Origin of the sequence: Winogradskyella luteola, assembly GCF_019203985.1 — a bacterium.
GTDB lineage: Bacteria > Bacteroidota > Bacteroidia > Flavobacteriales > Flavobacteriaceae > Winogradskyella > Winogradskyella luteola.
On sequence record NZ_JAGSPD010000007.1, the window covers coordinates 94,659 to 119,614 of the forward strand.

Here is a 24,956-nt window from a genome sequence, read left to right on the forward strand (position 1 = left end):
AGGCTAATTTACAAAGTAAATGATTTTCTAAACAAGTTATTGACTCAAAAAGGACAGATCCTAGGGAAATCATTTTTCCCATAAACTATCTACAAAGTAATGTTTACAATCCAAAAAAATTGAACTTGGCTTAAATTTAGAGCTTAGGGCTAAGTTACGAATTTCATCTAAACTGTACTTTTTAGAGAGCTCTGTCCAGATTAATTCATTGTAATCAAAATCAATAGTTTTATCAATAGCCTTAATTTCTACTATTTGCTTCTTGAGACTTACGATGTAACTTTTAACATTCCCTGTTATTGGATTATAATGGCAGTAGAAATCGAAATCATCAATTTTAAAATCCGCATCGAGTTCTCTATTTATCCTTAAAAGCAGGTTTAAGTTAAATCGTTTTGTAATACCATGCTTATCGTAATAGGCATTGTGAATGGTTATTGGGTTTTTCTTTAAATCGAAACCAACCAAAAGCTTATCACCCACTTTCATATTGGCATTAAAAAGCCTTAAAAGTTCCTCAGCCTTATCTTCTTTATAATTGCCAATATTACTACCCAAAAATAGAAGCAAACTCGGATAGTCACTTTTTTTATTTGCTTTTAGGATCTCAAAATAATCTCCTATTTGTGGCCTAACATTAATACCTGGCAAACGTTCTTTTAATCGTGATGTTAACAGATCTACTGCTTCTTGAGAAATATCTATTGGTACATAATAAAAGTGAATATTATTATTTACCAAATACTCTAAAAATTTAAAGGTCTTTAAACCATCACCAGCACCAAGCTCTATGATATTAAATGGTTGAGAAAACTGTAATGCCTCAACGATCTGTTTGGACTGCATAGACAAAATCTCGAACTCTGCATCTGTTAGATAATACTCTGGCATATTCATTATTTCCTGAAATATGCGACTTCCATTATCGTCGTAAAAATACTTTGAGGATAAATGTTTGTTTTTAGCGGTTAAGCCCTTAAGCACATCTTGCGCAAATTTGTCTGTCATTCTATCTAGCGAGTCTAATTCCTGAAAATTGCCATCGGGTTTCTGGCGTAAAGAAGTTTCTGTAGGTTGGTCTGCAGTGTCCTTTGGGCGAAGCTACTGAGGCACCACGCATAACCATAGTATTTACCATAAATTTGCCATTGTATTCACCTATGGCACCTTCTGCTTTAGAGTAATTGGGGTAGGGCAAATAAGCACTATTAGTCCACTCCCACAGTTGTCCGTACTCTAAATGAGGTGAGGCTACTTCCCATTCAAACTCAGTAGGCAAACGCATATCTATCCATTGTGAAAATGCAAAAGCCTCATAAAAAGAGAGGTGATTTACAGGTAAATTTGCTTCAATTGCTTTAAAACCTTGAAGTGTGTAATGCATCCATTTACCATCTACCTTATACCAATATAAAGGTGCATTTATTTGGTTACTCTGAATCCAATCCCAACCATCAGCGTGCCAAAGATTAAAATCTTGGTAACCCCCAGCTTCAATAAATTCAACATATTCTTTATTGGTTACCAATCGATTTGAAATTTCAAAACCATGTAGATATACTTTGTGTTGTCCTAATTCATTGTCCCAGCAAAAGCAGTTTTCATTATGACCTATGTCGTAAATACCTTCATCAATCTTAATAAACTCCTGTGTGCTGTTTTCAGATTCTAGCTTTATTTCAAAATCTAATTTTGGAAATGAAGGCTGGTGACCAAATATGTATTTGATATCATATATTAACAATTCTTGGTGCTGTTGCTCATGCTGCAAACCGATTTCAATGACATCACATATATCTTTCTCAACCTTATCCTCAAGGAATTGTGCAATATGTTCATTTACATAAGCTCTGTAAGCTATTATCTCGTCTAAAGTTGGTCGCGTCATCATACCACGATTAGCTCTAATGACACGTTCGCCAACATTATTGTAATAACTGTTAAAATAATACCCAAAGTCTTTATGAAAAACTTGATAATTAGACTTGTATTTTAACAGCACAAACGTTTCAAAAAACCATGTAGTATGCGCTAAGTGCCATTTTGGTGGTGATACAAAATCCACAGGTTGTATAGATACATCTTCAGGCTTTAAGGATTTACAAATTTCTTCTGTACGGCTTCTAATGTCCAAAAACCGTTCTTTAGTAATAGGGTTTGCAGTTGCTATTTGCACTATTAATCTTTTATTATTTGGGTTTCAAAAATCACTTCACTTGCAATAGTCTTATGAACCGGACAACGTGAAGCTATTTCTTTTAATCGTTCTTTTTGTGTAGCATCTAAATTACCAACAAATTTTAGTTTTTTAGTAATATGGTCTAAGTATTTTGGTTTATCGATCTCAACCTGTAAATCGTCACTATGCTTTCTAGAATGTGAAATATAAACAAATACTTCTTTCAAATCCCATTGCTTTCTTTCTGAGTACATTTTTAGTGTCATTGCAGTACAAGCTGCTAAAGCTGCATTAAGATATTCATAAGGTGAAGGCCCAAAATCGTCTCCTCCAATATCTTTTGGCTCATCTGCTATAAAGGTGTGATTTTTGGTTTGAATAGAAGTTGTAAAATTGTCCTCAATAATATTTAAGTGCCCAACCAATTGTTCTCCTTCTGTGCTCAACATTACATTTTCAACTTTTGGAAAATAACGTTTTGCCCAAGTCCCAATAACATCGCCCACATATTGACTGTCTTTTTCTTGCATTAAAAGGTGGTCTGCATCATCTAAGGTCACAAAACTTTTTGGGTGATGTGCATTAATATATAATTGCTTGGCGTTTTCGATGCCCACAATTTTATCGAAAGGTGAATGCATAATGAGCAGTGGCTTTCTTAAATTTTTAACGATCTCAGGTAGATCGGTTTTATCAAATTCAGCAACAAAATCTTGATTGATTACAAATGGTCTCCCTCCAATATTGACCTCAACATCTCCTTTATCGTCTCCAATTTGGTGTGAAAACAAATGTTTAACATGGCTAACCGTAGCTGGCGCCCCAACTGTTGCAACCGCTTTTACAGCATCTAGTTTAGAAGCTGCAACCAATACGGCTGCTCCGCCTAACGAATGGCCAACCAATAAACTTGGTGCATTGTAATGTTCTGCCATATATACATGTACATCTAGTAAATCGTCAACGTTTGCTGAAAAGTGACTGTCCGCAAATTCACCTTCGCTACGCCCTAAACCTGTAAAATCAAATCTAACTACAGCAAAACCATCTTGTGTCAATGCTCTACTGATGTGCCTTACAGCACTAAGGCTACTACTGCACGTAAAACAATGTGCAAAAATGGCGTAGTAATTTGGCTTTTGATTAGCTGGCAACTCCAATTGTGCGTTAAGGGCTATACCTTTTCTGTTTTGTATTTTTAGTTTTGTGCTTTTCATTTTATTAGTATAAGTTCTCGATACAATTTTTCATAAAAATCACTCGAACTGACGTTAAATTAAATTTTAATCTTCGACTTGTACACCTTTCCAAAAAGCAACCCGATTTTTAATGCCTTTGGCTAATTCTGATACTTCAGGATAGAACCAAGCCGAGTCTGTATTTTGAGTTCCGCCTACTTCTATAGTGTAATAGGAGGCTGTACCTTTCCAAGGGCAAACTGTGTGTGTATCACTAGATTTAAAAAATTCTTTGTTTATACTGTCGTGCGGAAAATAATGATTCCCTTCAATCACAACAGTATCATCGCTTTCTGCTATAATTTGATTATTCCAAATGGCTTTCATATTAACTTTTTTATTTTATTTAAATGCTATCGGTATTCAGGGTTTTCAAAAGACCATTTGGTTCCATCGTCCCATGCTTCTCGTGAATTTCCGTAGTTACTATAGCCGTTATTTTCTTTTAATAATTTTGCTAAATGCAATAAATTATAGGTCATAAAGGTGGTGTTTCTGTTTGTGAATTCAGAATTAAACCCTACTGGAGGATCTATATTTTCATCTTTCCATTCTGAATCACCGTAACTTGGGCCAGGACCAACTTCCCCTATCCAGCCACAATCTGCTTGAGGTGGTACAGAATACCCAATGTGTTGTAATGCATATAATATACCCATGGCACAATGCTTAACACCGTCTTCGTTACCAGTGACTATACATCCACCCACTTTACCGTAATACACATATTGTCCTTTATCATTGGTCTTTCCGCTCATTGCATAGAGACGTTCAATTAGTTTTTGGGCTTCAGAAGATTTTTCACCCAGCCAAATTGGCGTGCCAACAACTAAGACATCTGCTTCCATAACTTTCTCGTAAATTTTAGACCATTCGTCTTTATCCCATCCATGTTCTGTCATATCTGGATACACTCCAGAAGCTACGTCTGCGTCTATAAGCCGAACCGTTTCGAATGCAACATTTTCTTTTTCTAAAATATTTTGCGACACTTTCATAAGTGTTTCTGTATGGCTCTTGTCTGGCGATTTTTTTAGCGTACAATTGATATACAATGCTTTTAAATGTGAAAAGTCCATGTTTTTGCTTTTGATTATTGTTTACGAATTAAGAGCTACATGACAACATGGAACAGCCAACTTTATGACGTGCCCACTCAGGACGTTTAGCAAACCATTTTTCTTGTCCTGGTTGCTCATCGTATGGCTTTTTTAACAGCTTAAATAATTCATCAATTAAACTGTAGTCTCCTTTGTTAGCACTATCAATCGCTAACTGTGCCATATAATTTCTAAGTACATACTTTGGATTTACCAGATTCATTTTAGATTGGCGTTGTTGGTCTGTTAGTTCTTCTATCTGTAGTCTTTGGTCGTAAGACACCAACCAACCTTTCCATTGTTTTAAAACATGGTCTTTAATGTCTTCTGGTTTGTAAAACGCCTTATGAATGATTTCTAATCCAGATTCGGAATTGCCTTGTTTATATTTAGACAATGATCTGAAAAAAATTGTCATATCGATTTCATGAAGGGTTAAACAATCTTCTAAGTCTGCCATTAATTTAGCATCATTTTTATCTTGTATTTCCAATCCTAATTTAGAACGCATCATGCTAAGCGATTTTTCTTCAAAATCTATTTTATATTGATTTAAGATCGTTTCAAAGGGCTCTGCTTCTTCTACTAATGGGTATAAAGCGTTTGCTAGCTGCAACACGTTCCAAAGTGCAATATTAGGTTGATTGCCATAACGATAGCGTTTATTTTGCCTATCCGTGGTATTTGGTGTCCATCCAAAATCAAACCCTTCTAACCAACCATAAGGTCCATAATCTATAGTGAGGCCGAGAATAGACATATTATCGGTATTCATTACACCGTGTACAAAGCCTACACGTTGCCAATGTATAATCATCTCTAAAGTTCTATTGGTAACTTCTTGAAAAAACTTTACGTAAGTTTCTTTTGATGGTTTACCCAAGTGGGGATAAAAATGATTTATCGTGTAATCTGTTAATTTTTTTAGGTTTTTGTAATCTTGTCTGGCAGCAAACAGTTCAAAATTACCAAAACGGATAAATGTAGGTGCAACTCGACAAACAATGGCTCCTTTTTCATAATCGGCATTGCCATCGTATAGCATATCTCGTAATACATCATCACCGGACAACATTAAGCTTAATGCTCTAGTCGTGGGCACTCCCAAATGGTACATAGCTTCACTACATAAATACTCACGAACTGAGGATCTTAAAACGGCCAAACCATCTCCTTGTCTAGAATAAGGTGTTTCGCCTGCACCTTTTAGTTGTAATGCCCAACGGTTATTATTATGTTCTACTTCAAAAAGATTAATTGCTCTGCCATCTCCTAACTGCCCAGCCCAATTTCCAAATTGATGACCAGCGTATGCCATAGCATAAGGTTTTGTTTTGGGATAAATTTTGGTACCAGAAAATATATCTAGAAAATCTTTAGACATAACACTGTCTTTGTCTAGGCCAATTGCTTCTGCCATTTCTCTAGAGACATGAATTAACTTAGGACTAGAAGGTTTTTTAGGTTTAACGTAAGAATGTGAAGCATCAAACACTTGCCTTCTGGTATTATCGGTATTAGAATCTGATGCCAATTCTACATTAAACGTATTACAGATATTTAGTTTTACCACTTATCTTTCTTAGGTTGAATTACATAATAACTTATATAAAAAAATCACATCTATAAAAATACAATTTCATTATGACTCATATGGCATATAAAATGGTAAGTGTTTTAATTTTTTGTAATTTCACGTGTATTTAAAATTAAAGTAATGATGGCTAAGTCTCTAGTAGAAAAAACTCAAGAGTTTGTTTTTAACCTTTTAAAAGACGAGCTTCCCAACACCTTTCTATATCACAACTACACACACACAGAACGTGTACTAAAAAGCATAAGGGAAATTATTGAACATTCTGAAGTATCTGATAAAGAGGCAGAAATTTTAGAAATTGCGGCTTTATTGCACGATACAGGGTACACCAAGGGTGAAGAAGACCATGAAGAGAGAAGTGTAGAAATTGCTACTGAATTCCTTAAAGAGCAAGGTGCTGGCATTGCGCTTATTGATAGCGTTAACGAATGTATTATGGAGACCAAGTTTAAGGAGGTGCCTAAAACAAAGTTAGGTGAAATTATAAGAGATGCTGATGCTTCTCATTTTGGCAAAAAATATTTTGAGGAGGCCAGCGAATTTCTCCGCAAGGAATTAGAAATGAGAAACGTTAAGACCTATTCTCCATCTGAGTGGCGTGACGAAAACATAAGAGTTCTTGCAAAAAGTCATCAGTTTTATACTAATTACGCTATTAAAGAGTGGCAACCCAGAAAAGCCAAAAATCTTTCTAAGTTAATGAAGGCCAAGAAAAAACAGAAGAAGAAATTTAAGAAAGAGAAAATGAAGGCGAAATACAAAATGCAATATAAAAATGAGAGCCCAGAACGTGGTGTACAGACTTTTTATAGAGTAGCGTTAAGAAATCATATAAAGTTAAGTGACATTGCAGATACAAAAGCCAATATTTTACTTTCTGTAAATGCTATCATTATTTCGGTTGTATTAGCTAATTTAATATCTAAATTAGATACTAATCCATATCTCACTTGGCCAACAGTGATTTTCACTTTATTTTGTGTCATTTCAATGATTTTGTCAATTATAGCAACTCGACCTAATGTTACGAGCGGACAGTTTACCAAGGAGGATGTAAAAAACCAAAAGGTGAATTTGAGCTTCTTTGGCAATTTTCATAAAATGAAACTGGACGAATTTGAATGGGCCATAAAGGAAATGGTACAGGATAAAGATTATATCTATAAAGCGCTTACTAAAGATCTATACTTTTTAGGCAAGGTTTTAGAACGAAAATACAGGCTGCTCAGAATTACCTATACAGTTTTTATGATAGGAATTATTATCTCATTAATCTCTTTTGGAATTGCAGTAAAGAATAATCCAGGTATTGAAATTGAAGATGTATTGCCAAAAGCTAACACAACATCTTCTATAATTTCAAAAAATAAAGTTGAGAATATTATAATTTAATGGTTTCCATTAAATCATTATAAGTATAGAAGTTTTTATCATCATTTTCATCGTGGTACAAAATACTTGCACGTAATGCCTTTAAACCAGTAACACCTTGTAGATCTTCTAGCTCTAAAATTTCTAAATCCGTATCTAAAACATGTTTAGACTGTAAGAATTTAATGTATCTCACATATTCTTCTTCATCTTCTTTTTGAGAATATACAATGGTGAGTTTACCTTTTTCTGTAATACGCTCTTCCGTACCTTTAATTAATGCCTTATCCACACGTTTTTTCACAACTTCATAACGTGCGTTGTATGTACCATCTACATCAAATCGTTTTTCGTCCATTCTAAAACGAATAGATAATGGCTGGTTAAATACCAAAACCATTGAGGCTACATCTAATGCAATTGGATAGGCGTGCTGATTATGGTAATACTCATTTTCCATTTCGCACATTACCTGCAATTGCCATAATCTAAGGTTGTATAGATAAATCATACTAAAGCTGTCTTGTTTAGTAATGGACTCACCTATATACATGTTGTGCTCTACTCCATCGGTTTTAAAACGTTCAAAAAAGTGCGGATACATTTGTTGCGCTTCGACTTGTTTCTCATCTAAAAGTGAAGACATATTTGTATTTATAAGCTTTACTGTATCATCGTAATGCTTTCTGTAGTAATAAATCACATCTAAATCTGTATCTACTTTACTGAAATAATCATCAATATCTTCTTTTACAGACGCTTGAGTTTTAGCAATTAAATGAAATACGGGTTTGACTTCGTCCCTAAGAAATACGGTAATTGCATGCTCGCTATCCACCTTAAAATTCTCATTGAGATTTTTGTTGAATTCTGCAACCTGAAATTTAATCTGCTCGTAAATTGGCAAACTCTTTTCCTCAAGGCTTTTATCTAAAATTTTCTCTGCCAAGGTAAGCTGTAACGCTAAATCTTTTTGCGTGGCTTCATTTCTTGCATTAGACGAACCTTTAACATCTATTTGCCCAAACAGAGGATAAACATCATCAAAAGTAATTTTTCTGAAAGTTGGAGATTCCCCCGTGTTGAACTCTGTTTTAATATAATTTCTAGCTTCTTGTTCAAACCTCCAATGTACACTCGAATGAATGGATGTGCATTCTTTTTGAATAATGGCTTCTATTAAATTCTCTTCTTCATTTTTAGAACGTTCTACAGCAGACACAATGAATGGCATAACGTCTACCAATTTATTAGCATTGATACTGTTTAACGCTTGTGGCTCTTTAGATACAATTTCTAAAATCCCCATTAAACCATCATCGTTTGCTATTGGTGCAAAAATGGCACTTTTAAAGCCTTGTTCATACAGCACTTTAATATGTGGTGCTTGTCCTTTTGAAAGTTTATACATTCTGTCTACATCAGATACCGAAAAGTACGAGTTCTCTTTTATCAAACGAGAATACGACCATTCGCATAATGCGTCTTCACACGACAAACTCTCCGCTTGATTAAGCAAAAAGCTATTCATCCCTACTCCATAAACGCGCTCAAAAGTATTCTCTTCTTCATTGTATATAGAAAAGCCAACTTCGAGATTCTTAAATCCAAATAAAGAACGAAAGATTTCATAAAAGCCTTGCATAAAACTTTCATCCTTGCGCTTATCTTCACCTATTAAAGACGATTTTATGTTAGAAATAGATTGGTCATCTGTGACGTCAAAAATATTTGAAATTACAAAGCCTTTAAACTCATAACTGTTCGGTGGAAACTTTTCTTTCCAAAGCTCAATGTTTTCAAAATTATCGATTAATTCATCATAATCTTCCTTAGTAATTTTTGGTGCATTTTCCTTTGGAACAATTTCAGTAAAATCTGCATTATACAAAATCTTGTAATAACGCATTATACCATTTGCATCTGGTATTTCGTAAAAAAATGGTCGCTTAAAGTTAAGATTGTAACCGTAACAAAAATTTAAAATTATTGTACATGCAATAATATACCTTTGGTCTTTAGGCATATTTTTTATTTCCAACTCAAAATCGTCCCCTGCTGTTTTTAGTATAGATTTAAAACGCTCTGATGTGTTAAAAACAACATCCTGAAAAGGCACAGAAGCTGTTTTTATTTCATTTTTGGTTAAGATAGGACTAAAGGAATCTTGCAAAATACCTGCAATTTCCTTTGCATACTTATCCAGCAATGTTAGGTCGTTAAACCCATCTCTTAACACTGGGTTTTCTTCTGCAATTTTCAACACACGACGTGCATTAGCTGCAATAAAATCATTGTCAGCTTCAATTAAATTTTGATACTGATTGAGTAATTTATTGAAACCAACTTTAATCACTAAAGGTGAATCTAAATTGTCGTTAATGTCCAAACCTTAAAATTTAATATATGTAAAGTTACGAATATTTAGAATAGTCGTTTAATAGTAGACTTCCTTACGATTAAATTGTTACATAATAATGACAACTTATTTCTTTTTCAAACTAATGGCAAAACCACCTCCCGGAGCAAGCTTTATCTTTAATTTTGAATCTTTATTAAGATCTACTTGTTCTATGACAATATCCAATGGATTTTTGTCCCAATGTGCATCTTCACCATCTTTATAAATCCTCGCTTCGTAAGTTTGATCGGTATCAAGAAAATCGAAAGTTACTTCTAAAGTTCTGGCATTTTCATCTGTAATTCCACCAACAAACCAATGATTAGTTGCTCTTTCTTTTCTAGCGATTGTCACGTAATCACCTACTTCGCCGTTTAAAACTTTAGTTTCTTCCCAATCTACACCTACATCTTTAATAAACTGTAATGGTTTTGGGTTTGCTTCATAATGCTCTACCAAATCAGCAGCCATTTGTACTGGGCTGTATATGACAACATATAATGCCAGTTGCTGTGCCAAGGTAGTATTGACTTGATTATCTTTTCGATACTCGTTAAACTTAATATTAAAAATCCCAGGTGTAAAATCAATAGGACCAGCCAACATTCTTGTAAATGCTACAATGGGCAAATGTTCTGGGGGATTTCCTCCATCGCCAGACCAAGCATTAAACTCTTGTCCACGCAAACCTTCACGAGAAATTATGTTTGGGTAAGTTCTTCGCAAACCTGTGTCTTTAATAGGTTCGTGGGCATTTATGGCAACCTGATATTTCGCTGCTTTAATAGCTGCATTATTGTATTGATTAACCATGTATTGCCCGTGATGATATTCTCCCTTAGGAATTATTTTACCAACATAGCCAGACTTAACAGCGTGCATTCCATACTTTTGCATTAAAGCATAAGCTGTGTCTTGTTGCTTTTCGTAAGTCTGTGTTGCTGCAGATGTCTCGTGATGCATAATGATCCCCACTCCTTTCTCTTTGGCATAACGCGTTACTTCATCTAAATCATAATCTGGGTAAGATGTTACAAAGTCGAAAACACCCTCTCGATCCTCAAAACCAATCCAACGCTCCCAACCTGTGTTCCAACCTTCAACTAAAACTCCACCTATATTATTCTTTGCAGAAAAATCAATAAAGCTTTTTACATTTTCTGTGGTTGCTCCATGTTTGCCATGTGCTTTTCCTGTATCGGTCCATTTGCCATCTACCATTTCCATGCCGTAATCCCACGACGATTTCCCCAAGTGCATTTCCCACCAAACTCCAGTATATTTCATAGGTTTAAACCACGAAACATCACCTAGCTTATTAGGCTCATTCAAATTCACAATGAGGTTAGATGCGATTAGATCTGGTGCATTATCCGTTATTTGAATTGTTCGCCAAGGTGTTGTGAATGGTAAGCTTTTTTTAACTTTATAATCTGTGTTTTCTGAGCCAACCAGACTACTTTTTAAAATTAGATTTTCAGTATCTACTTTTAAGGTCATACCTGAATAATCTATTAAAGATGCTTCATGAAAGCTAAGATGAATGCCCTCCTTGCCAACCATAGTAACAGGTGTATTTACAGAATTTTCTGAAATATGAGATTGTGCTAGATGTGTTTTTGGTATATACGATTTTGCATCAATTTCTGAAAGTTTTGTAGTACTGTATAAATGCTCATAAATATCCCAATCCCCAGGAATCCAAAAGGTTTTATAATCTTCAGTTAAGTTGAATTCTGTATGCTCTTCTTTTATTAAAGCTTCGATCCAACCATCTTGCTTTGGGAATTCATAACGCAGACCTATGCCATCATTGTATACTCTAAACTCTATAGTAACTTTACGATTTGGTGCTTCAGATTCTTCAAAATTAGCTTTAATGAATTTATAATTATTCTCAACTGTGCGTTGTTCTCCCCAAGGCATTTCCCAAGTTTCATTAAATGCATTTACTTCAGACCCCAAATGTTTTAAACCGCCTTTAAGTTTAGGTGCATTTGTAAATTCAAAACCTAAATACGATGTATCCACGATCACCTTGTTATTATATAAAGTTCTATAATACGGCTCTCCTTCTTTATTTAATTGCAGTTCAACCCTTAATTTACCATTAGGTGAAGTCGCTACCAAATTTACTTGATCATTATCAACAGTGTTACAAGCCATCAATAGTGCAAATAAGAATATATAGACTGTTTTCATATACTACTAATATTAGTAAAATTCAAAATAACGAATCTATACAAACCTTTAAAATTATCTCTTAAATTATTTTATACATTAGATACTTTCATATCTTTTTCTGGTAAAATAGTATTGAGAAGTTTTTCGGCAAGACCCACAAAAGGCAGAAAAAAAAGTACACCCATAATATTGAATAACATATGGGCATTGGCGATAATACCTCCTATGCTCTTTGTGCTAGAGATATTGTTTACCAAATCAACAAAAGGCATAAAGAAGATTAACCCAATGATGATAGTAATTAGATTAAATATTAAATGAAAAAGCCCTGTTTTTAATGCCTCTCGTCTTCCGTTAATAGTAGCCAGTAAGGTATCAGAGCAAGTACCCAACTCTGCACCTAGCATAATAGCGATACCTCCAGCCACAGAAAGAATTTGTTCTTTGCCCAATAGAATAGACATACCTACCGTTCCACTTGATGATTGAATAATAAGTGTCACCAAACCACCTATGAGTGTTCCTTGAACAGGATTATCCTCTACTCTCGCAATCCATTTTAAGAATGTCGCACTATTCTTTAAAGGCTGTACTGCATCTTCCATAATATAAAGACCAAAAAAGAGCATTCCAAAATAGAAAATGCTCTTACCGTATAATTTTTTTTTCTCGTTTTTTACAAATACTTCAAAAAATAAACCAATAAAAAGGGCAATAATGGAATATTTACCTATATCGAGAGCTATGATTTGACTAGAAAATGTAGTTCCTATATTAGCACCCATAATGAGCCCTATACTTTGCCTAAAATTGAGTGTTTTCGCATTGACAAAAACAATGACTATGATTATCATTGCAGAAGACGAACCTAAAAGAATCGTAAGAACAGTGCCAATAAGAATCGTAGCAAGCAGATTAGGTGTATAAGTTTCTACTATCTTTTTAGCCTTGTCCGTAAATAATTCTCTTAAAGCACTAGAAAGCTGAGTTATGGCATAGAGAAAAAGTGAGATACCACCTATGAGTAAAGGTAAAATTTCGTTCATGTTTCTTCAAATAGCTTGTAATCTAAAAAACCTATTGAAAGAAATCGTTAACTTAAGATGAACTTTACTTAACTTTTTTTATTAATTTGAAATATACCCAATACTCTGTTTAAGCTATAGATTAGATTTTTTGACAGGTTTTTTGCTCAATAAGACTGTACCAAATTCAGAATTAACAGTAATTTTTCCATCCACCACTTTTATATCTTGGCCTGAATATGCATCATGTAATACCTCACCTTCTTTAAGCACCTTAGATAAGTCCAATACTTTTTTACCATTATTTAAATCTAAACCGATTACCACGAAATCTTTATAATCAACTTTAGTTAGGCTTCTGTAAAATACGTAAGGTTCTTCTGTAACCACTTGATGCATACCGGCACCAACGGCAGGATGTTTGGCTCTAAATTGTCCCAATTTCTGCCAGTGAGCCAAAACGGTTTTGGTCTCGCTATTGTTTTCGAGCTCTTCCCAATTCATAAATGAGCGTAATGTTGCATCACCTTCAGTACCTTTAATAACTAAAGAACGCGCAGACTCATCTCCATAATAGACTTGTGATGTTCCAGGTGACAGTAACAACTTATTAGCTGTTTCAAAAGGCTTTTTTCTTTTTGCATCAAAAGGACTGCCATCATCATGAGAACTGAGGTAATTGAGTGTTCCGAAATCTTTCAATTCACCGTTTAGCACATCAGAATATTTTTTGAATAATTCTTCGTAACCTAATTCTTTTGCATTCCATTTAAATTCGAAATTGATTAGACTGTGGAAGCTTGCTGGATCGAAGTAATTGACCTTTCTATCTCCGAAGTCGAAAAACTGCCCTCCACTGATTCCATAATTGTAAACTTCACCAACTAAGTAAAAATCATTGTCGTCTAGAACTTTCTCTGGATTATTTTTCTTGAATTCTGAAAACGCATAATCGCATTCGGACTTAAACTCTTCCCAAACATACTCTTCAGTGTGTTTAACGGTATCGGCTCTATACCCGTCTATACCAAATTCCGTGATATAATCCGTAAGCCACTTAATGATGTAAAATCTTGGTGCTCTTGGATGGCCTGTACGTTCAAAAAATGCATCTAATTCTGCAACTTCTTCCTCGTAACGGCCTTCTGCCTTCCACTTTTCAACGAGTTGGGGTGGCAACTCTACGTTGTCATTGCTTTCAGTTTTAATATCTGGAAGGTTGGCTACCAATGTACATGTTATGGTATTTTCGTAATTACTGTATTTACACTGTGGATCGGTTCTTACCCAATCGTCTGGCCAAACAGGATCTTTTTCAGTTACAGGACCCGTATGATTAATTACGGCATCTAAAACCACTCTTATACCTCTCGCATGTGCTTCCTTAACCAGCTCTTGCAAATCTTCTTTTGTGCCATAATTAGGATCGATACGTGTCCAGTCTTTTGCCCAATAGCCATGAAAACCATAAGTCACTCCTGTACCTTCATCAGTTCCTCCATGTATTTGTTCTACAATTGGAGTCATCCAAATGGCATTGATTCCTAAATCCGTAAAATAACCTTCTTTAATTTTTTGAGTAACCCCTTTGAGGTCACCTCCTTTAAACCCACGCAGTTTTGCCGTTTTTTTTGTTCTATCAAAATTAACATCGTTTGATGTATCGGCGTTGTTAAAACGATCTGTCAACAAAAAGTATAGATTTGCGCCTTCCCAAATAAATGGTATTTCAGAGGGATTTGTAGGTTCAACGACGTTGATATTAACGTCTTCTTTATTTGGATTGTTTTTACAATTGACTAGCATAAAACTAAGTGTTACTACAACTACTAATTTTTTCATATTTATTGCCCATAAAACTGGGTATCTTATTAATTAAACTTTTTATTAAATATCTGCAATACCCCTAAAGTATCCTCAAGGGAACAATCATAATTATTAAGTTTTATCAATGCTCTCACATTCATCTTCAAATTCAAATTTGAGCTCAAAGCGATTCTTAATTACTCTGCTATTTTGAGAATAAATGATTCTAATGGCTTTATATCAATACGAGCTTGGGCTTTACCATTTTCTACTTTTAGAATTGAACTGTATTCATTGTACAATTGGTCCTTAAGCTTATATTCACCATCTTGAAGCTTTAATTTTGAAACCAAATCTTCTGGTAATTGCAGTTCAAATCCATAGTTGTTATCAGCGTTAAAGTTTGAAACCACGATCAATTGTTCAGTATCAGACCAGCGCGCAAAACTCAAAACTTTGTCATTATACCATTCCGTATTTTGCTGATTGTACCAATGAATATCTTGGTACTCGCCCATTAATGCAGAACTATTAATCGTGAAGTTCAGTAAACGCTTATAAAAATCTCTTAACTCTAATTCTTCTTTGGTGGATTGACCTCCATCAAACTTTTTATCGTTTACCCAACGCACCAAACTTGGCACTGAACCATAATCGAAAATAGACGTACGTGTTGGATCACCAAAGCCTAAATCTTCTGCTCCTGGCTCACCAAACTCCTGGCCAAAATATACCATGGTTGGTGCTGTAGTTGACGTTGCAGAAACTACCATTGCTGGTTTTCCTTTTAAAGCATTACCTGCAAAATCTGGACTCGCGATACGTTGTTCATCATGGTTTTCTAAAAAATGAAGCATATGATGTTCAATATCATTTAAATCGTCTAAAATTGGCGGAATATTATCAGTTTTCCCATGACCTTGAATCACATGTTTTAGTGTATCATATAATTGAACTTTATCATATAGATAATCCATTTTTCCTTTTTTGATGTAATCTCTATACAAACTTGGGTTGTACACCTCAGCCAATAAAAATGCATCGGGATTTTTCATTTTAATGTGCGAGTTCATGTAGCTCCAAAACTCCACAGGCACCATTTCTGCCATATCAAATCTAAAACCATCAACACCTTTAGCTGTCCAATACAAGGCAATATCCTTAAATTTTACCCAAGAACTTGGAACGGTTTTATCGCTCCAGAATTCAAAATGTTTATTATAATCTTCGTTATCAAACCCTTCTGGAAGTTCATCAAAATCTTTGTTCCCATCTGGTGATACTCCATAATTTACTTTTACGGTTTCGTACCAATCGTTCATGTCGGGTTGAGAAGCCCTAGATCCGTTTCCTGTCCATTTTGCAGGCATTTCCTTAAACTTACTATCTGCCATCGCATGGTTCTCGCCTCCCAAAGGTTGGTAACCATTTTTCCATTCGGGCACCTTAAAAGGCTCACCTGGATTGTAATAAAAATTATTGTTTACATCATAGGTCACTGTTTTATCATCTTCAGCACCAAAATCCGTGGTTCCTTCTGGATTGGTTAAACTTTGATAATTACGTGCCACATGATTTGGAACAATATCAATAATCACCTTAAGTCCAGCTTTGTGTGTTCTTTCGATTAACGCTTCAAACTCTTGTAAACGATTCTCAACATTTTCTGCCAAATCGGGGTTAACGTTGTAATAATCCTTTACTGCATAAGGCGAACCCGCACGACCTTTTACTATATCTGGATCGTCGTTAGAAATACCATATTTAGTATAATCTGTTATCACATCATGATGCGGAACTCCCGTATACCAAATATGTGTAACCCCTAAATCTTTAATTTCATTTAAAGCCTTGTCCGTAAAATCATTAAACTTACCTACTCCATTTTCTTCAAGCGTTCCCCAAGGTTTATTAGTGGTATTAGTGTTACCAAAAAGTCTTGTAAAAACTTGATATACAACTTCTTTTTTCTTCATTTGGGTTTTCATATCTTCAACAGTGTTGAGAGGTTCTGGTTGATTTTTAGGTTCATTTTTACAAGCTATTACACTGAATAGCACTAATGCAATTATGAGTAAATTTTGTTTTTTCATATTGTTTTCGATTATGAGATTTAACTTCGTTGAACCTAATGGTTTCTCGTCGCTCATCCTTCGCTCTGCCGAAATGGACAAAGAATTTATTTTGCAAGTTTAATTCTCACTTCTTTTTCTTCCGCTGTATCCCAAGTAATATTTAAGGTCAGAGTTTTATATTTTTCGTTGTAAGTGCCATTTACTTTACTCTTATCAATTTTTATACGTTTAGGCATTTTTCTAATATTATGAATAACCAACTCAACTGTTTTAGTTTTTGGTTTGTGATTTTTCCCGTTATCGGCTTCAAAGTCAATCTCTAACCAACGACCTTCCATTTCTGCTTCAAACTCTAAAATTTGATATTGCCCTTTTTCTATAGCGTCTACTGTTTTTCCATCATCGGAGTAGAACTTTCGTTCGGATTTTTCAATAGAACCATGATGATAATATTGCAACTGAATAAAATTAGAATCGTAATCTTTAGTGGATTGCATTGATTTTGCCAAAGGGATAAAGGCACCAGATCTTACATAAGTTGGAATATAAGCGGGATGCGTTTTTATCGATTTGGTTTGTCCGCCTTTAATCATTTCATCAGTTTCGATATTAAACCAATCTGATGTTTTCGGAAAGTAAACCTGTTGTTCTTTTTTACCAGCTTCTAAAACTGGTGCTACCAAAATATCATTTCCCCATAAATAGGTTTCGGAATAATTAAACAGCTTTGGATTATCGGGTTCCTCGAACAATAAAGGTCGCATTAGCGGCTTACCGTATTGATGGTTTTCGTACATCAGATTATAATTGTAAGGCAACATACGATAGCGCATTTCTATAGCAAATCTGGCAAAATTTTTCGCCTTATCACTTCTAAACACAGGCTCGCTGGGAACATCTTCTTGAGCGTGTGGTCTAAAAATAGGTTGAAAAACCCCATACTGCAGCCAACGTGCATAAAGCTCATCATCTAGGTTTGCTCCTGCAAAACCACCTAAATCTGAATGCATGTATGCCAAACCCTGCATGCCCATCTGTAGGGCAATTTCTGGCTGGCTTTGTAAGCCTCCCCAAGTTCTGTTAACATCCCCAGACCACGGTACCATTCCGTAACGTTGCGAGCCCGAATAGCCTGCACGCATTAGAATAAAAGGTCTTAACTCTGGTTTGGCTTCTAAACTTGCTTCGTAAACGAGTTTTGCCCAATCGTGACCATAAGTGTTATGTACTTGTTGTGCTGAACCTGTAGCATGTTGCACCCAATGTGGATGTACTTCTGGCTCACCTAAATCTCCCCAAAATCCTGTTACACCGAAATCAGATAAGTCTTTATAAATATCTTTAAACCATGTATTACCTTCAGTTTTATAAATATCTATAATCCCAGTATTACCAAAATAGAAATCGTATTTGGCAGGGTTTCCGATGGAATCTTTAGCTAAAATATTTTTTTCGACGGCCTCATTCCATTTTTTTGAGTTGGTTAAAATAAACGGTTCGGTTATTAGAATAGTCTCAACATTTTTAGCTCTCAAATCCTTAATCATTTGTTTTGGATCTGGAAAGGAATCCTTTAAAAACTCAAGATTTCCCATAGTGCCCTTAATGTCCTTACCAAACCAATATAAATCAAGAATGATAGCATCTACAGGAATGTTTTCATCCTTGAACTTGTTTATTGTTTCGATGGTCTCTTTTTGGGAATGGTATCCAAATCGGCTAGAAAAATTACCCAACGCCCAACGCGGCAGCATGGGTTGTCTTCCTGTTAACTGCGTGTAATTATTCATGATATCGTACCAAGAATCACCCACAATGATTTGATAGGTTTTTCGACCCGAAATAGTTTCGTAGGTTAGCGTATTATCTTTTTTGCTGTCTAAATCTAGGTAGCCAATTGGTGCGTTGTCAAAATGAATCATGTATTGGTTTGATGACATTACGATAGGCATGGTGTAATTCATCAGTTTGGATTCGGTTTCGTAACCATAATGTGCCCTGTTGAATAGTGGCAAACGGTTTCCTCGACGGTTCATTCCCAAAGCTCTGGATCCACCTCCATATAACACCTCATCTTTGGTAAGATTAAATTCTATCTTTTCGGTAGAATCTGCTACTATATTATCTTTTACCATGTCCATTGGCTGGTGCTTACTTTTATAGTAGCCGAGCTTTTCAGATATTACTGGTTTGTCTTTGTATGAATAGCTGATCTGAAAAGGCTTTGTTGTTATAGTAACTGATAGCGCTTTGCTTCCAAAAGTAATATCATCTCCTACATATTTATAAGTAGTTTCAATAGTTTTTGGGGGCGTTACAACTGCATGCGATTCATTTTTATAACGTTCTCCATTTGGAATAAAACTGGTCTGAAGTATTTCTGGTGAATAAAACTGAAATACGTATTTACCATCGTTGGTTATAACTGTAAATACTCCTTTTTCTTCGTTATGGGATTGGTATGTTCGATTTGGATTTTGAGCACAAATTGAAACTGTGAACAGTATAATCGATATATATAGAATTATGTGTTTCATACTTAGTCTTTAATACCTTTAAGATTTTTGAAACCTTACAGGATGTAGCAATTTATTTACCCAACAAAAAAATCAGAGGCTTATCTAATCTTTGATTCCAAGAATTTTCTGAATGGTCTGTACCTTCAAAAAACAAGTTCTTAGAATTGGTTTCTGAATACCCTTTTGTTTCTAAAATTTTATCTACTCTTGATGCATATTGCGGGTAGTGTTGGTCTAAAGTTTTGTTGCCGTAATCAAAATACAATTTGTGTGTACTTGGATTAGGCAAATTGGCTTCCATATATTTAAAAATGGCTTCAGGATATGGATTGTCTTCCATTGGCATGGCCCCTACCCAATGCGTCGATATGCATGCAGCACCACTGAAAACAGTCGGATACTCACTAATGGCATACATAGACATTAAACCTCCCATACTAGAACCCATGACAAAAGTGTGTTCTTTATTTGTATAAACCGAATAAGAACCATCAATGGCAGGTTTTAGTTCTTCGACCAAAAACCTTAAATAATTGTCACCATTAAGCTTTATGTTACTTTTTTCTGCAATATCAAATAGAGAATCTTTTATACTTTTATCAATAAAATCGAATGCCTTTTGAGGAAATAAATCTTGCCAACGGATTTGAGGAATATTATGGATGGCAACAACTATAAAATCTTTGGTTGTTCTATCACCCATTAATTGGCTTGCCCATTCGTCTACTTTCCATTCTTGCTTATTCCAAGTAGCTGTACTATCGAATAGCATTTGTCCATCGTGCATATACAACACACTATATTTGTTGTCTTTGGAATATGTTTCTGGCAACCAAACATCTATAGGTCTCGGTGTAATATATTTTGATGGAAAACTATCTACTCTGCTTAGTTTTCCAGCAGACAGCTTAGCATCTTCAACTGTTTTGAATTTATACTCAGTATTTACAGCATTAATTTTGGAACTATCTACATTAGCCTCCTTTTCATTTTTACATGAAAAAAACAACAGTAATATGAAAATGCAAATTAGGTATTTCATGCTTTAACTTTACACCACAAGATTTAGACTTCGACTACGCCCAGTCTCTGCAAACCTTTTATGATAATTATAGTTTTGTCGTTAATACTGTTACACCCTTAGATTTTAAATCCATCACATCTCCCCATTTTATAGTTTCGCCAGTTATGATATTCTTAAGTGTTTTACCTTTTAATCCCATTTCCTTTTGGTAATTAAGATCTATGGTTATAATGTCTTCATTCTTATTTAATATTAAAACAACAGTTTCATCTCCTAATGTTCTATACATAAAATATGTACCTGCAAATGGTGCAAAATGTGTTGTTTTGCCCTCATGAATAGCTTTGCTATTTTTTCTATAATTGAATAGCTTCTTAATGAAAGATTGCATATCCTTTTGCGCATCGGTCAAACCTTCTCCAGTAAACGCATTAACAGCATCACTTTCCCAACCACCAGGAAAATCTGTACGGATTAGTCCATGGTCTCCAGGTTTTGCAAAATCATTCATCAAAATTTCCGTACCATAATACATTTGCATAATTCTTGGTATAGTGGCATAAGTAGCCATAGCCATCTTTGTATTTGCTATATCACCATCTAATTGCGTAAAAATGCGACTCATGTCGTGATTATCCGAAAACACCATAATATCTTTTGGGCTCGGATAGTGAAAATCATTGGCCAATCCTTCATAAATTTTAACCAAGCCTTCGTCCCAAGATTCTTTCTCTTTGATCCCTTCAACTACCAAATTTTGCATGGCGAAATCCATAGTTGATCTTAGATTAGAATCATATCCATCTTTGTTATGAGCACCTTCTTGCCAATACCCTATAAGTAGTGGATTGTAGCTCCACTCTTCACCCACAATGCTAAAGTTTGGGTATTCGGTCATAATTGCCCCAGCCCAATCACTCATAAAATCTTTATCAGGATAAGGATAGGTATCTTGGCGAATCCCTCCTAATTGTACAGTCTCAATCCACCAAATACTATTTTGAATAATATATTTGGCCATAAACGGATTGCGTTGATTTAAATCTGGCATTGTAGCCACAAACCAACCTTGACTCATGCCATTTTTATCTGCTTCGGATGCATATATATCTTGATTTGTTGTACGCCTGTGGTTAGAGTTTATAGTATAAGAATTATTCCAATTGGCTTTATTTTCTTCAAAATTTTCCTGAAGATTCACCCAGTCCTTAAACGGTAAATCCTTCATCCACCAATGGTACAAACCACAATGATTTGCCACTTGGTCCATAATAAGCTTCATCCCTTTTTCTCTTAGTTTGGCCGATAAATCTTGGTACTCTCCTAAGGTTCCGAAACGTGGGTCTATCTCATACAAATCTGTAACTGCATAACCATGATAAGATCCTTTTTTCATATCATTAGTTAAAAGTGGTTGAGGCCAGACTGCTGTAAATCCTAAATCGTATATGTAATCTAAATGCTTGGTTACACCAGCTATATCTCCACCATGTCTGGCGTAATCATCAGTTCTATCTATGGTCTGTTCCAATAATGCGGGTTGTCCTTCGACACCTAATGGCGTATCGTTAGTTGCAATACCATTAACAAAACGATCTGGTGTAATTAAATAAATAGCATCAGAGCTATCAAAACCAACAAAGTCTTCAGCAGGTTTTACACGTTCCTTTAATTCGTATGTAGCTACTAGTTCTTGGCCTTTATCGTTCTTGAATTTAATATTGAATCTACCAGCAGAAGTCGTTTTGGATATATTAAGATCTATAAATAAGTAATTATTACTATTATTTCCTTTTGAAACTTTTTTAATGGAAACCCCAGAATACGCTATGCTCGGTTTATAATCTGAAATGTTTGGGTGCTTCACTAAAAGTTGAAGGCTATCACCCTTAAAACCAACCCACCAATTTGATGGCTCTATACGTTCTATGTCATTAGCCTCAATGAGAGGTGTATCTAATGAAGAAGATGTATCAGAATTTGGTGAATTCTCTTTACAAGACATTAAAACAAATACCAAAGCTATTAGAATACTACATATATTTTTCATATTAATAAAGTTTTTTAATGTTCTCGATTAACGACATAATCAATCTTCTAAAACTGTAACCAAATTGTTTGGTGAAATAGATACCGCTTTATCATTAACCACGATTTCTATGTCTTCATTACCTTCCAATTCAAAATGTGTATGGCCTTGACAAACATTAACTTTAAGTATTTGGTTTCTAAAGTTGACTTTAAAAGAATAGCCATCCCATTGTTTAGGAATTCTAGGCTCAAAGGTTAATGCATTGTTCTTAACACGCATACCTCCAAAACCTTCAACGATACTCATCCATGTACCAGCCATTGAGGTAATGTGCAACCCTTCGTGAACTTCGTGATTGTAGTCATCTAAATCCAATCTAGATGTTCTTAAATAGAATGTATATGCTTGTTCCATACGATCTAATTTTGCCGCTTGTATACTGTGTACACATGGTGACAAAGAACTCTCATGAACCGTAAATGGTTCATAAAAATCGAAATGGCGTTCTAGTGCTTCGGTTGTAAACTGATCCTCAAAAAAGTAGAAACCTTGTAAGGTATCTGCTTGTTTAATGTATGGGGAACGTAAAATACGATCCCATGACCATTTTTGATTTATTGGCCGTTGCGATTTATCTAAATCGGAAACAGTAATGAGTTCTTTATCTAAGAAACCATCTTGTTGCAAGTAGACGTTATGCTTTTTGGAATATGGAAAATATATATTATCAGCTACTGTTTTCCACTCTTTAACCTCAGCTTTGGAGAGCTTTGCTTTATTCATTATACGCGTATAATCGGTAGAAAACTCAGATGCAACACGTTCTATATTTTCAACGGCATAATTAATACACCATTGTGCAATGTAATTAGTGTACCAATTATTATTAACATTGTTTTCGTACTCATTAGGTCCTGTTACACCTAGAATGACATATTTATTTTTATCGGTCGAAAACGTGGCGCGTTGATGCCAAAAACGTGCAATACCAATAAGGACTTCTAAGCCCATTTCTGGAATATAGCTATAGTCGCCCGTGTAACGATAGTAATTAAAAATAGCAAAGGCAATAGCGCCATTTCTGTGGATTTCTTCAAATGTAATTTCCCACTCATTGTGGCATTCTTCACCATTCATAGTTACCATTGGATACAATGCGGCTCCGTTTGTAAACCCTAATTTTTCAGCATTTTCAATGGCTTTTCCTAAATGTTTGTAACGGTATGTCAATAAACTTCTGGCAACACTTTGATCTTTGGTTGCCATGTAAAATGGAATACAATAAGCTTCGGTATCCCAATAGGTACTACCGCCATATTTTTCACCCGTGAATCCTTTTGGACCAATATTTAATCTGGCATCGGTACCTAAGTAAGTCTGATTTAAATGAAAGATATTAAATCGAATGCCCTGCTGAGCTTTAACATCACCATCTATAGTAATATCTGCCATATCCCAAATCTTGGACCATGCATTTTTTTGAGCTTCCAATAAAACAGTGAATCCTGATTTGGTTGCTTTTTCTAAAACAGATTTTGCTGCAGTGACCAATTCGTATTTATCATGGTTTCTATCAACTGTATATCCTCCAAATTTATGTATGGTATATGTTTCATTCTGCTTTACCTCATAATTATAGCTAAATGAAGCACTATTAGAATCGGCATTAATATTAGGATTTACAAGAATGGATTTTCCATCAATAAAGACTTGAGATTCCATAAACGTACAGGTATAAAAGTCAGTCTTCATTGTCTTTGCCTGAATAAACGCCTGATTATTTTCGTGGCTTACATTCAAGGTATCCCAAAACTTATCGTCCCAATTGGTGTCTTCGTTTGTAATACCACTATCAATATATGGCCTATAGGTTATAGAAGCATTAGAGTTTAGAGGTGTAACCGAATAGTTAATAGCACCTAATTCATCTAAATCCAAACTCAAAAACCGTTTTGTATTTACTTCTATTTTTATACCATTTTGAAGCGTGGCAACAAAACTTCTGGATAGCCAACCTTCTTTCATGTTAAGTTCTCTTCTGAAGTTTTCAATGGCCCTACAAGTATGAAGGTCTAATCCTTCATCATTAATAAAAACATTGATACCAATCCAATTTGGTGCATTTAAAACCTTAGCAAAATACTCTGGATAACCATTTTTCCACCAACCTACTCTAGTTTTATCGGGGTAGTAAACGCCTGCAATATAACTTCCTTGAAATGTAGGTCCTGAATATTTTTCTTCAAAATTGGCACGTTGCCCCATAGCACCATTACCTATACTAAATAAGCTTTCGGATGCCTTTACATGGCTTGGATCAAATCTTTCTTCTATGATTGACCAATCATTGGGTATGATATAATCTAAATTCATATGCTTTTTTGTTTTAAAAGCCCATATGAGCC

Annotated in this window: 16 protein-coding genes; 1 reads left to right on the top strand and 15 read right to left on the bottom strand. The window is 34.9% G+C overall.

The genetic code is table 11. The annotated features are described in order from the left end of the window. Window positions 1-69 precede the first annotated feature (69 nt). From KCG49_RS10050 to KCG49_RS10075, 6 genes are all read right to left on the bottom strand, one after another. On the bottom strand, window positions 70-1,008 hold the full coding sequence (locus tag KCG49_RS10050) for an L-histidine N(alpha)-methyltransferase (RefSeq protein WP_218546271.1): 939 nt from the start codon (window positions 1,006-1,008) through the stop codon (window positions 70-72). 1 nt (window position 1,009) lies between these two features. Continuing rightward, window positions 1,010-2,176 carry an ergothioneine biosynthesis protein EgtB gene (egtB, locus tag KCG49_RS10055; RefSeq protein WP_369680357.1) on the bottom strand — a complete coding sequence of 389 codons (1,167 nt, stop codon included), beginning with the start codon at window positions 2,174-2,176 and terminating at the stop codon, window positions 1,010-1,012. Between the two features lie 2 nt (window positions 2,177-2,178). After that, window positions 2,179-3,396, bottom strand: a complete 1,218-nt coding sequence (locus KCG49_RS10060) for a bifunctional alpha/beta hydrolase/OsmC family protein (RefSeq protein WP_218546273.1) — start codon at window positions 3,394-3,396, stop codon at window positions 2,179-2,181. Window positions 3,397-3,462: 66 nt separating this feature from the next. Then, window positions 3,463-3,744: a DUF427 domain-containing protein gene (locus KCG49_RS10065; protein ID WP_218546275.1), complete on the bottom strand. Its 282-nt coding sequence runs from the start codon at window positions 3,742-3,744 to the stop codon at window positions 3,463-3,465. 26 nt (window positions 3,745-3,770) lie between these two features. Next, window positions 3,771-4,496, bottom strand: a complete 726-nt coding sequence (locus KCG49_RS10070) for a flavodoxin family protein (protein ID WP_218546277.1) — start codon at window positions 4,494-4,496, stop codon at window positions 3,771-3,773. 28 nt (window positions 4,497-4,524) lie between these two features. Next, a complete protein-coding gene (locus KCG49_RS10075) occupies window positions 4,525-6,090 on the bottom strand; it encodes a protein adenylyltransferase SelO (protein ID WP_218546279.1) in 1,566 nt (521 codons plus the stop codon). A 144-nt stretch (window positions 6,091-6,234) separates the two neighbouring features. Between KCG49_RS10075 and KCG49_RS10080 the strand changes: the two genes are divergently transcribed. Continuing rightward, on the top strand, window positions 6,235-7,506 hold the full coding sequence (locus tag KCG49_RS10080) for a Pycsar system effector family protein (RefSeq protein ID WP_439901100.1): 1,272 nt from the start codon (window positions 6,235-6,237) through the stop codon (window positions 7,504-7,506). On the opposite strand, the gene KCG49_RS10085 is transcribed toward KCG49_RS10080, so the two are convergent. The 9 genes from KCG49_RS10085 to KCG49_RS10125 all read right to left on the bottom strand — a co-directional run bounded on the left by KCG49_RS10085 (window position 7,496) and on the right by KCG49_RS10125 (window position 24,924). Beyond that, window positions 7,496-9,874, bottom strand: a complete 2,379-nt coding sequence (locus KCG49_RS10085) for a GAF domain-containing protein (protein ID WP_218546281.1) — start codon at window positions 9,872-9,874, stop codon at window positions 7,496-7,498. The genes KCG49_RS10080 and KCG49_RS10085 overlap by 11 nt on opposite strands. A 96-nt stretch (window positions 9,875-9,970) precedes the next feature. Beyond that, window positions 9,971-12,088 carry a glycoside hydrolase family 97 protein gene (locus KCG49_RS10090; protein WP_218546282.1) on the bottom strand — a complete coding sequence of 706 codons (2,118 nt, stop codon included), beginning with the start codon at window positions 12,086-12,088 and terminating at the stop codon, window positions 9,971-9,973. 71 nt (window positions 12,089-12,159) lie between these two features. Then, window positions 12,160-13,116: a Na/Pi cotransporter family protein gene (locus KCG49_RS10095; protein WP_218546284.1), complete on the bottom strand. Its 957-nt coding sequence runs from the start codon at window positions 13,114-13,116 to the stop codon at window positions 12,160-12,162. 114 nt (window positions 13,117-13,230) lie between these two features. Continuing rightward, window positions 13,231-14,937, bottom strand: a complete 1,707-nt coding sequence (locus KCG49_RS10100) for an alpha-amylase family glycosyl hydrolase (protein ID WP_218546286.1) — start codon at window positions 14,935-14,937, stop codon at window positions 13,231-13,233. A 161-nt stretch (window positions 14,938-15,098) separates the two neighbouring features. Then, window positions 15,099-16,994, bottom strand: coding sequence for an alpha-amylase family glycosyl hydrolase (locus KCG49_RS10105; protein WP_218546287.1), 1,896 nt, complete (start codon window positions 16,992-16,994; stop codon window positions 15,099-15,101). An 86-nt stretch (window positions 16,995-17,080) separates the two neighbouring features. Beyond that, a complete protein-coding gene (locus tag KCG49_RS10110) occupies window positions 17,081-19,513 on the bottom strand; it encodes a TIM-barrel domain-containing protein (protein ID WP_218546289.1) in 2,433 nt (810 codons plus the stop codon). 52 nt (window positions 19,514-19,565) lie between these two features. Then, complete coding sequence (locus tag KCG49_RS10115; RefSeq protein WP_218546290.1) at window positions 19,566-20,537, bottom strand: alpha/beta hydrolase; 972 nt, start codon at window positions 20,535-20,537, stop codon at window positions 19,566-19,568. Between the two features lie 67 nt (window positions 20,538-20,604). Continuing rightward, a complete protein-coding gene (locus KCG49_RS10120; RefSeq protein ID WP_218546292.1) occupies window positions 20,605-22,569 on the bottom strand; it encodes a glycoside hydrolase family 13 protein in 1,965 nt (654 codons plus the stop codon). Between the two features lie 39 nt (window positions 22,570-22,608). Then, on the bottom strand, window positions 22,609-24,924 hold the full coding sequence (locus KCG49_RS10125) for a glycoside hydrolase family 65 protein (RefSeq protein ID WP_218546294.1): 2,316 nt from the start codon (window positions 24,922-24,924) through the stop codon (window positions 22,609-22,611). Between the last annotated feature and the right edge of the window lie 32 nt (window positions 24,925-24,956).